Origin of the sequence: Actinoplanes derwentensis, assembly GCF_900104725.1 — a bacterium.
In the GTDB taxonomy this organism is placed as follows: domain Bacteria; phylum Actinomycetota; class Actinomycetes; order Mycobacteriales; family Micromonosporaceae; genus Actinoplanes; species Actinoplanes derwentensis.
In genome coordinates, this window is sequence record NZ_LT629758.1 from 5,242,560 (window position 1) to 5,255,996 (window position 13,437).

The window sequence follows — 13,437 nt, forward strand, 5'->3', positions numbered from 1 at the left end:
GTCAGCCCACCGGCTGGGGCACCAGCTCGCCGATCTCGATCTCGTCGGTGCAGAAGCTGGCCTCGGGGTCGGCGACACTCAGCTCGACTTCGTCGCCGTCGACCATCCGGAGCAGGAACATCGCGTTCAGGCCGCGGTGGACGTCGAAGGAGATCGCCGGACGGTGGCCGATCTTGATGAACGCCTCGGTGTCCCGGTCGCTGAGGTAGCCGATCCGTACCGTGTGCCAGTAGTCGACCAGTTCACCGTTCAACGGTACGGTCACCGTCCGGCCGCCCTTGACCTGGTAGCCGCAGCCCGACAGCGGGCCGGGCTGGGATCTGATGCCCTTCACCCAGGCCGGCCGGATGTGGCCGGAGTCGTCGATGACCGACAGCTTCTCGGCCTCGGTCACGAACACCGGCCCGTGGTCCAGAGGCTTGAAGAAGTTCGACTGCATGTTCCACGGGTAGATGACCGCGGACATCACCAGGTCCGGCACCGGCTGGTCCATGAACACCGTGCCCGGCTCGGCGGCGGACAGCTCGGCCTGCGTGGTCCGGATGTAGTCACGAGCCGCCTTGGACGACCAGTCGGCGGCCCAGTCGCGGCTGCTCCAGACACTGTTGGCGACCAGCAGCACCAGGCACACCCCGAGGGCGACGACGAACTGCTGGGGGAACCGGCGCACCGGCGCGGGAAGAGGATCGGCGACCGGCTCGGCACCGACAGCCGAGGCTGCGGGACGGCGCAACCCGGACACCGCGACGCCGACACACAGCGCCGCGACCAGCAGGACGTCACCGAGGTAGCGCGGCACCAGGCCAGCCACCCCACTCATCTCCGAACCGAGACGGGTGGCGGCGATCAGCCCGGCGGCCAGCCCGGCGAACACCACCATCAGGGACCATGCGCGAACCGCCGTCGACCGGCGCAACGCCACCGTGACCGTGATGACCAGGGCGATCACCGCCCAGGAGATCCACTGCGCGAGGTCCGACGGCGCGGCGACCGCCGGGCCGTCCTTCGCGTCCAGCCAGCTCCACGGGCCACCCACCAGTCCGGACGCGAGCGACGATCCGTAGAACTGGGTCAAGAAGTCACCGACCTCGGCCGCGGACCGGGGCACCCGCGCCGACGTTCCGGTGGCGGTGGCCAGGTAGGCGCCGAGGAACAGCAGCGAGATCGCGGTCAGCAGCGCCCAGGACTGCCACCAGCGCCGGATCGTGGTGACCAGCGCGTGGACCGGGCCGCCCGGCGCGTACAGGAAGAGCGTAGCCAGGAAGACCATCGGCACGATGAGCAGTGCCTTCTCAAAGAAGAGCAGGCCGACCAGCACCGCCGCGGCGAGTGTCACCAGGTTCCGGCGGTCGCCGGAGAACACGTACTTCACCTGGGCGCCGAGCGCGACGATCATCGCGAGCTGCATCGGCAGCATGTTGACGCCGACCGCCCACCACGCGCTGATCTCCAGGGTCATCGGGTTGAAGAGGAACAGGCACAGCGGCACCAACAGCGCCCACCCGGCCGGCAACATCAGCCGCAGCAGCCGGTAGAAGGCGATACTGACGGCGAGTTGCCCGAGCACCATCAACGCCGCGTACGGCCAGTACTCGTAGTCGGTGAACTGGTTGACGACATGGGTGACCAGCCGTCCAGCGGGCATGAAGTGGTTGTTGTACAGAGTGAACAGGCCGCCCAGCCCGTGTTCCTCGGCCTGGGCGATGATCGCGAAGTCGTCGGCGGTGAGGTAACCACGGCCGGTGACCGAGGCCCGCCAGAGGACACTCGCGACGATCAGCACGGCCGCGACCGCCCCCACCGGATCGAGCCGTGGAACCGTCGCGGCCGGGGTCTCCGGCGGGGCCGTACTGGTGCTCATGGAATTCGTCGCAGCCTCTCGCGGGCGCCCGGTGATGGGCGGCTCACCTGCCATGGTGACGAACCATAGCGTCTGGGCTACGCGCCGGTAGCCCCGAGCCGTTCGCACGGATGAGCCGGGCGGGCATCAGGGAAGCTGCCGGTGGAAACCCGCATCCTGCGCCTCCGCCTCGGTGCAGAAGAACTCGGTATCGAAGGGATTCACCGGCAGACCCTGCCCGGGGAGCCGGTAACTACGGGCGGCCGCGAAGTCCGTGGCGATGACCGGCTCGCCGCCGCACTTCAGCCGATAGAAGTGATACCGCGAGTACGGCGCCAGCCCTGGCACGAAGAACGAGGCGGCACAGCCCACCAGCAGGCCGGCCGGGATCAGCCACAGCGTGGATCGCCGCACACCCATGATCTACCTCCGTGATCGACCAGTGACGATGTGTGCCGCACGGTATCCGGTGGCGTCAATACCCGCAGTCCACCAGGCCCTTCGACTCGATCAAGACCACCACTAGACCCGAAGTTTCCTCACCAGTAACCTGCACGAGCCGATACCGAGCCGTCACCGGGCCGACACACAGAGACGGCACCCCAGGCGAATGCGAGGCGAGATGACCGAGTCCCTGGACGCCACCGGCGTGGATGTGTGCGTGGTCGGCGGATGTGGCCGGGTGGGCCTGCCGCTGGGCATCGCGCTCGCGTCGCGTGGCCTGTCCGTCCTGCTCTACGACATCGACCAGATCGCGGTGGACCGGGTCAACTCGGGCGAGCTGCCGTTCACCGAGGAGGGTGCGGGAGCGCTGCTGACCGAGGCCCTGACCGCCGGGCGGCTGCGGGCCAGCACCGCCCCGGAGAGCGTGGGGTACGCCGAAGCGCTGGTCGTGGTGGTCGGCACGCCGGTCGACGAGCACCTCAACCCGGACCTGGGCGCGGTGCCGCGAGCGATCGAGCGCTGTGTCGAGTTCCTGCACGACGGGCAGCTGATCGTGTTGCGCAGCACCGTCTACCCGGGTGTCACGGCGCTGACCGAGAAGCTGTTGAAGAGCCACGGCCTCGATGTCGACGTGGCGTTCTGCCCGGAACGGATCGCCGAGGGCAAGGCGATGACCGAGTTGTTCACGCTGCCGCAGATCGTCTCCGGGCGTACGCCACAAGCTCTTGATCGGGCCGAGAAGCTCTTCCGGCATCTCACCGACTCGATCGTCCTGTTGGAACCGGAGGAGGCCGAGCTGGCCAAGCTGTACACCAACACGTGGCGCTATCTGAAGTTCGCGGCGGCCAACCAGTTCTGGATGATGGCCAACGACTTCGGGCTGGACTTCGCCCGGATCCGGCACGCGGTGTCCTTTGACTATCCGCGCGCGGCGGACCTGCCGATGCCCGGTTTCGCGGCCGGGCCGTGCCTGCTCAAGGACACCATGCAGCTGGCCGCGTTCAACCGGAACAACTTCGTGCTCGGCCACTCGGCGATGCTGATCAACGAAGGGCTGCCGCTCTACCTGGTGTCGCGGCTGGAGGACCGGTTCGACCTGAGTGAAATGACGGTCGGCATCCTCGGCATGGCGTTCAAGGGTGGCAGTGACGACTCCCGGGACAGTCTCGCGTACAAGCTGCGCAAGATTTTGACCTTGAAGGCGAAAGAGACGCTCTGCACCGATCCCTATGTGCGTGACGATCGGTTCCTCCCCCTCGACGATGTGCTCGAACGCGCCGATCTGCTGGTGATCGCGGCGCCGCATCCGGACTACGCCGCGCTCGTCACCGACAAACCGCTGATCGACATGTGGGGCCTCACCGGGCAGGGGGTGCGGGTGTGACACCGCGCGTCTCCGTGGTCATCCCGGTCTACAACGAGGGGCCGGAGGTGGTGCGGCACCTGGAACGCGTGCTGCGTGAGGTGCTGCTGCCGGCCGAGATCCTGGTCGTGCACGACATGCCCGAGGACACCACGGTGCCCTATGTGGAGGAGTTGTCGCGCACCGATCCGCGGGTGCGGGCGGTGCTCAACACGTACGGCCGCGGCCCGGCGAACGCCATCCGGTTCGGGATCGAGGCGGCCCGCGCGCCGGTCGCGGTGGTGACGATGGCCGACGGCTGCGACGATCCGCGGCAGATCGACGACCTTGCCCGGCTCGTGGATCGTGGAGTGGTGGTCGCGGCGGCGTCCCGCTACATGCCCGGTGGGCAGCAGGTCGGCGGCCCCCGGTTCAAACGGATCGCGTCCCGGTGGGCCGGTAAGACGCTGAAACTGTTCGCCCGGGTCGGTACCCGGGACGCGACGAACAGTTTCAAGGCGTACGACACCGATTTCGTCCGGGAGGTCGGCATCGAGTCGAACACCGGTTTCGAGATCGGCATCGAACTGACCGCGAAGGCGACCCGGATGCGCCGCCCGGTGGCGGAGATCCCGACGATCTGGCTCGACCGCCAGCTCGGGGAGTCACACTTCGATGTGGGCCGCTTCATGCCGAGCTACCTGCGCTGGTACTTTTTCGCGTTCGGCCGGCGCATGTCGGACGAGCAGATGGCCGCCCGCTGGGCGCAGAAGAGGCCGGTTCCGGCCCGTCTCAAGGAGGACACCCCCGCATGAAGGTCCTGGTCACCGGCTCGGCCGGCTTCATCGGCGGGTACCTGGTGGAGGAGTTGCTGGGCCGCGGGCACGAGGTCGTGGGGCTCGACAACTTCTCCAAGTACGGCCCGGTCTCGCACAGCTACGACAGCCACCCGAACTACCGGTTCGTCGAGGGCGACGCCCGCGACGTCGACCTGGTCGCCGATCTGCTGACCGGTTGCGATCACTTCGTAGCCGGTGCCGCGATGATCGGCGGGATCTCCTACTTCCACGCGTACGCCTACGACCTGCTCGCCACCAACGAGCGGATCATGGCGGCCTCCTGCGACGCGGCCATCCGCGCGCACCGGGACGGGACGCTGCAGAAGGTCACCTACGTGTCGTCGTCGATGGTCTTCGAGTCGACCGACCGCTGGCCGAGCAAGGAGGGCGACCAGCACGAGGTGCCGCCGCCCAAGTCGTCGTACGGTTTCCAGAAGCTGGCCGTCGAGTACTACGCGCGTGCCGCTTGGGACCAGTACAAGCTGCCGTACACGATCGTGCGCCCGTTCAACTGTGTCGGCGTCGGCGAGGGCCGGGCACTTGGTTCGGCCGAGGTGATGTCCGGAAACGTCAAGCTGGCCATGTCGCACGTCGTCCCCGACCTGGTGCAGAAGGTGCTCAAGGGCCAGGACCCACTGCACGTGCTCGGGGCCGGCGACCAGGTGCGTCACTACACCTACGGCGGCGACCTGGCCCGGGGCATCGCCACCGCGATCGAGCACGAGGCGGCACGCAACGACGACTTCAACCTGTCGACCGCCGAGTCCACCACGGTGCTCCAGCTCGCCGAGGTCATCTGGCGCAAGATCAAAGGCCCGGAGACCCCGTTCCGGTACGTCAGTGACGAGCCGTTCGCCCATGACGTCGCGATGCGCGTCCCGGATGTCGCCAAGTCCCGTGACGTGCTCGGGTTCACCGCCGAGACCAGCCTCGAGACGATGCTCGACGAGGTGATCCCGTGGATCGAGAAGGCGGTCGCGGAGGGACGGTTGTAACCTCGGCGAACCTGCGGATCGGGGTCGCGGCGGTCGCGGCGGCCAGTGCGGTCGCGAGCGCGCTCGGTTACCTGGTCCCGGTGCTCGGGGCCCGCACCCTGCAGGCCGCCGACCTGGGTGCTCTGGCGACGGTGCTGGCGATCGCCGGCATCATCGCGGTGCCCAGTATGGGTCTGCAGATCGCCGTGGCGGTGCACCGGGCGAAACAGCCCGGCGCGTCGGCAGCGCGGGCCGGCTGGCTGACCGCCGCCGTCTGCACGGTCGCGGTCGCCGCGACGGCCCCGCTCGCCGGGCCGGTGTTCGACCTACCGGCTCCGGTGATCCTGCTGCTGGCGGTGTACACCGGCGCGATCGTGCTGGCCGGGCGCTGGCTCGGCGAACTTCAGGGCGACGAACGGTTCCTGCCGCTGGCGGCCGGGATGGCGGTGCAGGCGGTCGGCCGGTACGGCGGGCTGAGCGCCGGCCTTCTCCTGAACGCCGGACTGATCGGATCGATGCTGATCGGTACCGCCACCGCACTGCTGATCCCACCCGTCCTGGCCCTGCTGGCCCGATCCGGGACCGGGGCCGGCACCGGGCTCGTCATCACCGCCCGGCAGGTCTTCACCGCCTGCTCGGCGACTCTGGCCATGCTCGTCGTGTCCTACGCCGACCTGCTGCTGGCCCGGGCGCTGCTGCCGGCCGCCGAGTCCGGGGCGTACGCGGTCGGCACGGTCCTCACCAAGGGTGCGATCTGGGCGCCGCAGGTGGTCACGGTGCTGGCTCTGCCCCGGCTCGCGCACGGCAGCCGTCGTGCCCTGCTGATCGCAATCGGTCTGGTCACCGCGTCCGGCACCGTTCTGGTCACCGCGTCCGCAGTGGCCGGCGGTCTGGCGTTCGGGGCGGCCGGCGGGCCGGACTACGTCCATCTGGGCCGGTACGCGCCGGTCTTCGCCGCCACCGGCGCCCTGTACGCGCTGGTCTATGTGCTGATCAACGCGCAGGTCGCGGCCGGGGCCAAGTGGCCGTCGGCACCACTGTGGGCAGGCACCGCGGTGCTGGCCCTGATCACCACGGTCGTGCCGCACACCTTCCCGGCGATCATGTGGTCGGCGGCAGGCACCGCACTGCTGATCCTGACCACGCTCGCTGTCCGTTTTAAGAACTAATATGATGATTTAAATTTTTCGCGTCGCGGCTCGAAGCGGCGCTTTCTAACGCCGTACCGAATGGTCGGTTGCGGTCTTCTCCCCTCTGGGAATCAACACCGCCTTGTCGGATTAACCCATCCAGTCGGCATTGCTCCGTTCCCGCCATCTTGTATCGCAATAGCGGCCGATGTCTGGCTACCTTCCTGGGCACCCGAGCCATCTAGGAGCCCACATGGCTGACACGAACATCGAACGCCGAACCGTCCTCGCCGGAACCGCGGCGGCCGTCGCCGCGGTCTCCGCCGGCGGTTGCCCCTTCGGTACCACCGCCGCCCAGGCCGCGCCCCGCTCGCCCCGCGACTGGAAACACGCGGTCGCCCTCACCCGGGGCTGCGACATCGCCGTCCGCGGTGGGGGCGGCCGCAGCCGGGAGGGCCGCTTCGGCGTCATGTTCAAGAACGCCCCCGCGTTCCAGCCGCCGGAGGATCTGCTCCGCGGGCTGGCCGCGCAGATGGGCGAGCCCACCGGGCCGAACCCGATCGACTTCGACAACCCGCGCATTCCGGCCGGTTTCACATTCCTCGGCCAGTTCATCGACCACGACATGACCCTCGACCGGACCCCGCTCGCCGAAGCCCAGGCCGACCCGCTCGCCCTGGTCAACTTCGACACCCCGCACTTCGATCTGGGTTCGGTCTACGGCCGCGGTCCACGGCTGGACCCCGACCTCTACGAGGCCGACAAGACCCGGCTGCGGGTGGTACGCAACGTCAACGGCGTCGACGACCTGCCGCGCCGGGCCGACGGATCCGCTTACCTGGGCGATCCCCGCAACGACGAGAACCTGATCGTCGCCCAGCTGCACGTGGCGTTCGCGAAGTTCCACAACCGGCTGCTGGAGAAGCGGATCGCCCGCACCCTGGCCGACGCGCAGCGCCTCACCCGCTGGCACTTCCAGTGGATCATCGTGCACGACTTCCTGGATAAGATCGTCGGGACCGAGGTGATCGGGCGCTACCTGGGCCGGCTCGGCCGGGTCCGTAACGAGCACTACCGGCCGCGAAACCGGAACCGGCCGTTCATGCCGATCGAGTACTCGGTGGCCGCGTACCGCTTCGGGCACAGCATGGTCCGGGCCGGTTACCTGCTGAACAACCGCACCACCCCGCCCGGTGCCGCCGCCATCTTCGGCCAGGAAGGCTTCGACCTGCGCGGCAACCGCCCGCTGCCGGCCGACCTGGAGATCGACTGGTGGCACTTCTTCGACGTGCCCGGCAAACCTGCCACGCCGCGTAACCAGGCCCGGCGCATCGACGGCAAACTGTCGCTGCCCCTGTTCAACCTGCCGCCGACCGTGGTCAACGACGACGTGACCTCGCTCGCCGAACGCAACCTGCTGCGCGGCAGCCGCCTCGGCCTGCCGTCCGGACAGGACGTCGCCACCCGGATGGGGCTCACCCCGCTCACCAACACCGAACTCGGCATCACCGACCCCGGTTTCAAGAACAAGGCCCCGCTCTGGTTCTACATTCTCAAAGAAGCCGAGCTGACGTACGCCGGACAACGGCTCGGCCCGGTCGGCGGCCGGATCGTCGCCGAAGTCATCCTCGGCATCCTCGACATGGACCGCAACAGTTACCTCAGTGTCAACCCGTTCTGGCGCCCGACCGTCCCGATCGCACCGGTCCTCGGCCAGTTCCGCACCGGCGACCTGCTGAAATTCGCATTGGATCTCTGATCGATACCCGGGATCGCGCGTCTCGGCGCGCGATCCCCCGGTGACCTTCTCTAGTGTGATCGCATGAGCACCGGTCTTAACTCCCGCAAGACCAGGAACACGCTGCGTACGTCGGCGAGCATCTCGCTGCAGCTGTTGCTGGTCCTGCTGATGACATGGGTGGCCTTCCACCTTCTCGGACAGGCCTGGTCAGTGATCTGGCCGATTGTCATCGCGCTCCTTCTCACCACCCTGACCTGGCCGCCGGTGCGGTTCCTGCGCAAGCACCACTGGCCACCGGCTCTCGCCGCCGCGCTGGTGACCGTGCTCTTCCTGGTGGTCGCGGTCGGCACCGTCGTCGGTATCGCGGTGCCGGTCGGCGCGAAGTCCGGCGAACTCGCCGACCAGGTCGTCGAAGGCATCGGCCAGCTGCGGGACTGGCTCAACGGCCCGCCGTTCAACATCAGCGACGCCGAGGTCAACGAATACCTCAACACCGGGGTCGCCAAGTTGCAGGAGAGTGTCGGCAGCATCGCCTCGGCCACCCTGACCGGGGTGGGCTCCTTCTTCAACGGGCTGCTGAACACCGTACTCGCGCTGTTCCTGATGTTCTTCTTCCTCAAGGACGGCCCGCGATTCCTGCCCTGGCTGTCCCGGCAGCTCCCCGGCCGGCTCTCGACCGCGGTGCCGACCGTGGCCGGGCGCAGCTGGGACGCTCTTGGCTCGTTCGTCCGGTCCCAGGCCGTCGTCGGCCTGCTCGACGCGGTGCTGATCGGTATCGGCCTGGCCGTGCTCGGCGTCGACCTGTGGCTGCCACTGGCCGTGCTGACCTTCGTCACCGCGTTCGTGCCGATCGTGGGCGCACTGTTCGCCGGTTTCGTCGCGGTGATCATCACGTTCGTCACCGACGGCTGGACCGACGCGCTGATCGTGCTCGCCATCATCGTGCTCGTCCAGCAGTTGGAGGGCAACGTCTTCCAGCCCATGCTGCAGAGCCGCAGCCTCGGCTTGCACGCCGGGGTGGTGCTGTTGGCGGTCACGCTGGGCAGCAGCCTGTACGGGATCGTCGGGGCGCTGCTCGCCGTGCCGGTCGCGGCGATCTTCGCGGTCTTCTGGATCTACCTGCGCGAACAGCTCACCGATCCGGCGCCGCCGGTCGAAGGCCCGGCAGTGGAACCCGAACCGCCGGCGGCCTCTGAGGAGCCGGCCCCGAGTCCCACCTGATCCTCATGCGGAGTGCCACCAGAGGCGCTCCACGACGATGTCGGCCAGGCCTTTCAGCCGGGCTCGCAGAAGTCCGGCCTGGTCACCGCCGGTCAACGCCTGAAAGATGTCGGAAGCGAGGTGCGCCGCATGGCGCACCTCGCATTCGTACCGGATGAGTTCGGCCGGGATCCCGGTCTCCCCGGCGACGACGTCCAGGACGGTCTCCCGGTGCGGGCCGCTGGTCCCGATCACGAAGAACCAGTCGTCCATCGGTACGCCGAACCGGGCCCACTCGAAGTCCAGCAGCGTGGTGACCTGATCACCTTCGGCCAGCCAGTTCCCCCAGTGGCTGTCCGCGTGCACCGGGACGACGGTGTCCACGTGCAGCGGCGCCCCCTCCGCGATCCGGGCCAGGCCGTCCAGCAGAACCGGTGACACCACCGAGTCCCGGTCGGCTTCGGTGAGGCTCTCGGTCACCGCGAACAGTCCGGCCCGGCCGACGAACCCACCGTGATCCAGCGGTTCCCGCAACGTCTCCGCTGCCGCTTCGGCCGGCACCCAGCGATGCAGCAGACCGAGACGACGCACCGCCTGCCCCGCCAACGACCGCGCGGTCCCGGCGTCGACCCCCGGCAGACCCATCCCCGGAGCGGTCCCCGGCGCCCGGACATGACAGGCGTACCGCACCCCGTCATGGACTCCACTGCCGAGCAACGGTGCGGTGATCCCCTCGGGCAGGAACGGTGCCAGCGCGATCTCCCGTTCCATCCGGGTGTGCCGGTCGGCGCCGATCACCTTCACGACCACGTCAGCCCCGAGAAAGACCTGGTGCGACAGACTGTCCGCACTGGTCAGCGCCCCGGGATCCCGGTCGAGAACCGTCGCCGCGATCGTCCGGGCGATGTCGTGCGCATGCCTCAGGTCAGTCACCGCTGAACCGCCGATCCCTCGAAGTCAGCCGACCTCCGCCACCCACCTCAGGCGACGGCCGATCCGGCCCCGGCAGCCCGTTTCCGCCCCACCGGCCACGACGCCGGCGGCGAGCCCACACCCGATCCTTGCCCGCACCCACCCCCCACCAACCGCCGGGCACCCCCGGATCGGTGATCCACACTGCCGGAGCCGTCCCGCTTTCACCAGGGAGGCCTTCACGTAGGAGGCCGCTGGAAGTCGTTGAAGGACTACCCACACTTCAGTACGACCGGCCGCTGACGACCTGGCCGGCTCACGGATCGGCCAGACCGGCCCGCCACGCCCAGGCGGCAATGGCCACCCGGTTGGGGAGCTCCAGTTTCGCCTGGATCTTCGTGAGGTGGGTCTTGGCGGTACCGGCCGAGATGAACAGTTCGGCCAGCCGGTGGGGCGAGGTCTACCCCCGGTGGATCTGGTTCAAGGCCGGGAGACCGGTCCCGCCGGCCCTCGCGATCGTCCCGGCATCCCTCGTCGCCGTCGTCCTCGTCCCGGCCGGGCTGATGATGCTCGGGAACCCCACGATTCAGGACAGCTGGGGGATCGGTCTGCCCAGCGTGCTCTGGACGCTCTGGGGCATCGCCCTCGGTGCCGCCGCCATCACCTACCACCTGCGGCGGCGCGGTGCCTGCCGGCACTGCCGTCAGGGCACCTTCTCCGCCGGGTCCGGCTGACGGGTGTCGGCCCCGGAGAGCAACGCCATCAGGCCGGCCGCCGGGATCGGGCGGGCGAAGTGGTAGCCCTGGCCGCGTTCGCAGCCCAGGTCGCGGAGCAGGTCGGCGTGGTCGGCGGTTTCGACGCCCTCGGCGACTGTGGTCAGGCCCAGGCCGGCGGCCAGGTCGACGATGGCCCGGACCAGGGCGGCCTGTTGGGTGTCGGCGTTGTCGGCCGGCATGAACGAGCGGTCGATCTTGAGGACGTCGATCGGCAGGTCCCGCAGGTAGGCCAGGGACGAGTAGCCGGTACCGAAGTCGTCGATCGCCACCCGGACGCCCTCGGCGCGCAACGCGGACAGGTGCAGCAACGCCTGGTGGGCGTCGGCTCCGGCCCGGACCAGGACACCTTCGGTGATCTCCAGGGTGAGGGCATCGGGCGGCAGGCCGCTGTCGCGGAGCGCGGCCAGGGCTTTGGTGGTGAAGTTCGGGTCGACGAGCTGGCGTGGGGAGACGTTGACGGTGAGGGTGGTGCCCCACCGGCGGTGCCAGACGACGGCGTCGGCGCAGGCCTGCCGCAGGACCCATTCGCCGAGGGTGACGATCAGGCCGCTGTCCTCGGTGGCTGGGATGAACCGGTCGGGACTGATCGGCGCGCGGCCCGGCAGGGTCCAGCGGACCAGGGCTTCGACGGCCACCGGCCGGGCGTCGTCGAGGGACACGATCGGCTGGTAGTGCACGGCGAACTCGCCCGCGTCGACGGACGCGCGCAGCCGTTCCAGCAGGCGGACCCGTTCGGCCTGGTCCAGGCGCAACGACACGTCGTACACCGCGGCCTGGTCTTTGCCGGCGGCTTTTGCCGCGTAGAGCGCCAGGTCGGCGTCGCTGAACACCTCGACCGGGTCGGCGGTGCGGTCGAAGACGCGCACCCCGGCGCTGGCGGTCACGTGCAGGGTGTGCCCGTCGGCCGGGGACGGTTGGCGCAGTGTGGCCAGCAACTCGGCGGCGCGGGTGACCGCCTCGGACGAGCTGCCGCCCGGGATGAGCAGCGCGAACTCGTCGCCACCGAGCCGGGCGGCGACCTCACCGGTGGCGGTCAGGGCGCGCAGCCGGTTGGCGGCGACGGTCAGCAGGGTGTCGCCGGTCGGATGGCCGAATCGTTCGTTGACGTCTTTGAAACCGTCCAGGTCGACGGTGATCAGCACGCCGCTCGCGGTGCCGGCCAGGCGTTCCTCCAACCGCGTACGGTTCGGCAGTCCGGTGAGCGCGTCGTGGCGGGACCGATGGGTCATCTCCCGCTGGGCTTCCCGCAGGTCGGCTGCTCGCCGGCCGGCCAGCCCGCCGGTGTGGATCAGCCGCAGGACCAGCAGCAGGGCGGTGCACGCGGTGGTGGTCAGCGGCAGGATCAGGTCGATCCGGTCGAGGCTGGTCGGCTGTTGTTCGGTGAGTTTCAGCCAGACGGTGGAGGCCGGGCCGATCAGGACCAGCCCGACGTCACCGGCCAGGCTGAGGCGGCTGCGGCCGTGGGTGCGGCGGTCCGGGCGGGTGGTTCCGGCGGCTTCCGGGTGCCAGGCCGCGGCGGCGATCAGCAGGAAGGCGAGCAGCCAGCCGGTGGCGCTCCAGCCGGGCCCGGACCAGGGGCCGCCGGTGGCGGTGGAGACGAAGTAGGCGACGTCGGCGACGGTCAGCACCGACACGGCGGCCAGCAGGGCGCGGTCCGGCCAGCTCAGCGTCTGCCGCACGGCGACCATCCGGGTCGCGGCGGCGAGGACCAGAAGATCCAGGATCGGGTACGCCAGGACGCTCACCGCTCCGGGCCACGGCCCCCGATCGTCGACGTACGGGTCGTAGAGCAGCGTCCACGCCAGCACCGTGCCGGTGCACAGCATGATCCCGGCCTCGGTCATCCCCTTCCAGCCGAGCCCGCGCCCGCCCACCGGCATCGCCAGCAGACCGGCCGCGAGCAGCGGGTACATGCTCAGGTAGACGATGTCGACCACGGTCAGCTGGTCGGGGACCGGCAGCCCGGCGGCCATCCCGGTGCCCCAGATCAGGTTGGCGACCGCGCAGCAGAGCATCGCCGCGCCCAGCGGCCACCACGCCCAGCGCCGGTCCCGGGGGTAGCGGCGCAGCCCGTTCCGGACCGCCGTCAGCGCGGTCGCGGAGACCGCCACGTAGGCGGCCTGCCGCGCGGTGCCGGAGAGCAGCGGCGCGGCCAGCGCCAGCAGCACACCGGCCAGTAGCAGCCAGCGCCGGCTGCGGTTCCCGTCCAGCCACAAGGTCACCGGATCACCATCGCGCG

At 69.5% G+C, this 13,437-nt stretch carries 12 protein-coding genes; 7 read left to right on the top strand and 5 right to left on the bottom strand.

Features of this window, described 5'->3' with window-relative positions; genetic code table 11:
• Position 1 precedes the first annotated feature (1 nt).
• Both BLU81_RS23155 and BLU81_RS23160 read right to left on the bottom strand, forming a co-directional pair.
• Positions 2-1,861 carry a hypothetical protein gene (locus BLU81_RS23155; protein ID WP_092546587.1) on the bottom strand — a complete coding sequence of 620 codons (1,860 nt, stop codon included), beginning with the start codon at positions 1,859-1,861 and terminating at the stop codon, positions 2-4.
• Between the two features lie 126 nt (positions 1,862-1,987).
• Positions 1,988-2,260, bottom strand: a complete 273-nt coding sequence (locus BLU81_RS23160; protein ID WP_092546588.1) for a hypothetical protein — start codon at positions 2,258-2,260, stop codon at positions 1,988-1,990.
• Positions 2,261-2,462: 202 nt separating this feature from the next.
• Between BLU81_RS23160 and BLU81_RS23165 the strand changes: the two genes are divergently transcribed.
• The 6 genes from BLU81_RS23165 to BLU81_RS23190 all read left to right on the top strand — a co-directional run bounded on the left by BLU81_RS23165 (position 2,463) and on the right by BLU81_RS23190 (position 9,531).
• The gene (locus tag BLU81_RS23165; RefSeq protein WP_092557513.1) at positions 2,463-3,668 is read left to right on the top strand and encodes a nucleotide sugar dehydrogenase; all 1,206 of its coding nucleotides are present in this window, start codon (positions 2,463-2,465) and stop codon (positions 3,666-3,668) included.
• The gene (locus BLU81_RS23170) at positions 3,665-4,441 is read left to right on the top strand and encodes a glycosyltransferase family 2 protein (RefSeq protein WP_092546589.1); all 777 of its coding nucleotides are present in this window, start codon (positions 3,665-3,667) and stop codon (positions 4,439-4,441) included. Before BLU81_RS23165 ends, BLU81_RS23170 begins: the two co-directional genes overlap by 4 nt.
• Entirely contained in the window at positions 4,438-5,460 is a 1,023-nt protein-coding gene (locus BLU81_RS23175) for an NAD-dependent epimerase/dehydratase family protein (RefSeq protein ID WP_092546590.1), read from the top strand. The genes BLU81_RS23170 and BLU81_RS23175 overlap by 4 nt, the downstream gene beginning before the upstream one ends.
• Positions 5,424-6,608 carry a polysaccharide biosynthesis protein gene (locus BLU81_RS23180; protein ID WP_231954720.1) on the top strand — a complete coding sequence of 395 codons (1,185 nt, stop codon included), beginning with the start codon at positions 5,424-5,426 and terminating at the stop codon, positions 6,606-6,608. Before BLU81_RS23175 ends, BLU81_RS23180 begins: the two co-directional genes overlap by 37 nt.
• Before the next feature lie 214 nt (positions 6,609-6,822).
• Positions 6,823-8,328 carry a peroxidase family protein gene (locus BLU81_RS23185; protein ID WP_157751754.1) on the top strand — a complete coding sequence of 502 codons (1,506 nt, stop codon included), beginning with the start codon at positions 6,823-6,825 and terminating at the stop codon, positions 8,326-8,328.
• Positions 8,329-8,391: 63 nt separating this feature from the next.
• The gene (locus BLU81_RS23190; RefSeq protein WP_092546592.1) at positions 8,392-9,531 is read left to right on the top strand and encodes an AI-2E family transporter; all 1,140 of its coding nucleotides are present in this window, start codon (positions 8,392-8,394) and stop codon (positions 9,529-9,531) included.
• A 3-nt stretch (positions 9,532-9,534) separates the two neighbouring features.
• On the opposite strand, the gene BLU81_RS23195 is transcribed toward BLU81_RS23190, so the two are convergent.
• Both BLU81_RS23195 and BLU81_RS23200 read right to left on the bottom strand, forming a co-directional pair.
• On the bottom strand, positions 9,535-10,443 hold the full coding sequence (locus BLU81_RS23195; RefSeq protein WP_157751755.1) for a phosphotransferase: 909 nt from the start codon (positions 10,441-10,443) through the stop codon (positions 9,535-9,537).
• Positions 10,444-10,738: 295 nt separating this feature from the next.
• Positions 10,739-10,867 carry a LuxR C-terminal-related transcriptional regulator gene (locus tag BLU81_RS23200; protein WP_092557517.1) on the bottom strand — a complete coding sequence of 43 codons (129 nt, stop codon included), beginning with the start codon at positions 10,865-10,867 and terminating at the stop codon, positions 10,739-10,741.
• Between BLU81_RS23200 and BLU81_RS48535 the strand changes: the two genes are divergently transcribed.
• On the top strand, positions 10,833-11,156 hold the full coding sequence (locus BLU81_RS48535) for a hypothetical protein (protein ID WP_157751756.1): 324 nt from the start codon (positions 10,833-10,835) through the stop codon (positions 11,154-11,156). The genes BLU81_RS23200 and BLU81_RS48535 overlap by 35 nt on opposite strands.
• On the opposite strand, the gene BLU81_RS23205 is transcribed toward BLU81_RS48535, so the two are convergent.
• Positions 11,126-13,420: a putative bifunctional diguanylate cyclase/phosphodiesterase gene (locus tag BLU81_RS23205; RefSeq protein WP_092546594.1), complete on the bottom strand. Its 2,295-nt coding sequence runs from the start codon at positions 13,418-13,420 to the stop codon at positions 11,126-11,128. The genes BLU81_RS48535 and BLU81_RS23205 overlap by 31 nt on opposite strands.
• Positions 13,421-13,437 lie beyond the last annotated feature (17 nt).

Coding starts and splice junctions, on each gene's coding strand:
- BLU81_RS23155 (WP_092546587.1), bottom strand. CDS start 1,861: ATGAGCACCAGTACGGCCCCGCCGGAGACCCCGGCCGCGACGGTTCCA.
- BLU81_RS23160 (WP_092546588.1), bottom strand. CDS start 2,260: ATGGGTGTGCGGCGATCCACGCTGTGGCTGATCCCGGCCGGCCTGCTG.
- BLU81_RS23165 (WP_092557513.1), top strand. CDS start 2,463: ATGACCGAGTCCCTGGACGCCACCGGCGTGGATGTGTGCGTGGTCGGC.
- BLU81_RS23175 (WP_092546590.1), top strand. CDS start 4,438: ATGAAGGTCCTGGTCACCGGCTCGGCCGGCTTCATCGGCGGGTACCTG.
- BLU81_RS23185 (WP_157751754.1), top strand. CDS start 6,823: ATGGCTGACACGAACATCGAACGCCGAACCGTCCTCGCCGGAACCGCG.
- BLU81_RS23190 (WP_092546592.1), top strand. CDS start 8,392: ATGAGCACCGGTCTTAACTCCCGCAAGACCAGGAACACGCTGCGTACG.